Source organism: Xanthovirga aplysinae (assembly GCF_009711365.1).
In the GTDB taxonomy this organism is placed as follows: domain Bacteria; phylum Bacteroidota; class Bacteroidia; order Cytophagales; family Cyclobacteriaceae; genus Xanthovirga; species Xanthovirga aplysinae.
The window spans coordinates 1-1,060 of sequence record NZ_SMMB01000304.1 but is presented as its reverse complement, the minus strand read 5'-3'; the positions used below and the strand labels follow the sequence as shown (position 1 = coordinate 1,060).

General features: G+C 35.3%; 1 protein-coding gene. It reads left to right on the top strand.

The window, feature by feature from the left end:
• Positions 1-114 precede the first annotated feature (114 nt).
• Positions 115-1,060 (top strand): retropepsin-like aspartic protease (locus E1171_RS00860; RefSeq protein ID WP_155203171.1); only part of this gene is annotated, 946 nt, incomplete at its 3' end.

Genomic DNA, 1,060 nt, shown 5'->3' with positions numbered 1-1,060 from the left:
AACCCTAAATATCCCCTTTGTTGGGGGATAACTTTTTGTTTCATTTCATTCTTTATTGGGTACAGAGCTGCTACTGTTTCACAGTAGATTTATAAAAAGCTAAACCCAAAAGATATGAAGCGGCCCGGAAAAGTTAATTTGAAAAATGATGTTACAAAAAGCCCTTATTTCTTCTTAATGTTTTTATGTTTCTTTTGCTTTAAAAGGGCATTTGCTAAGTCAAATGGCTTTGTGATGAATAAGGAGGTAACCACTACAACCATTCCTTTTGAGCTAATAAATCAATTAATTATTGTCCCTGTGAATATCAATGGACTTCAGGCCAAATTCATTATTGATACAGGTGTAAGAACGCCTTTGCTTTTCAATCGCCAATTAATAAGAAAAATAAAGGGAAAGGTTGGTCGGTCAGTATTTTTTTCAGGAGCAGGCAGTGGTAAAAAGGTAAGTGGAAAAGTGATAAGTGGTATTGATATGGAAATTGGGAACTTAAAAGGAGAAAGAATCAGTTTAGTAGCTTTAGATCGTAATCCCAAATTTAAGTTAGATGAAGGAGCTACGGTAGACGGAGTGATTGGATATCAGCTGTTTTCCAAGTTCATAGTCTCCATTGATTATGATAAAAAACTTTTAACCTTTGCCCATTCCAAAAAGAATTTGATAGGAGAAGGCTTTGAGGAAATCCCAATTCACATTACAGATACCAAACCTTATTTGAATTCAAATATTTGTATGGATAAAGACAAGGATCTATCTGTAAAATTATTGATTGATACAGGAGCCAGCCATACTTTATTATTGGAAACGGGATCTAAATTGGAGATTGTGCCCCCTAAGAAGTCCAAAAGAAGTCAGTTAGGCAATGGCTTAGGGGGCATTATTCGTGGAAAAAACGGTAAAATCCCTGAACTCCGCATTAAGGAATTCACCTTCAATCATGTTCAAACATCATTTCCCGCAAGGGACAATTATTCTAAAGTACCCCATACAGATGGACGTCATGGTACTATTGGAAATGGCCTATTAAAGCAATTTCATATAGTTCTTGATTATATGAATG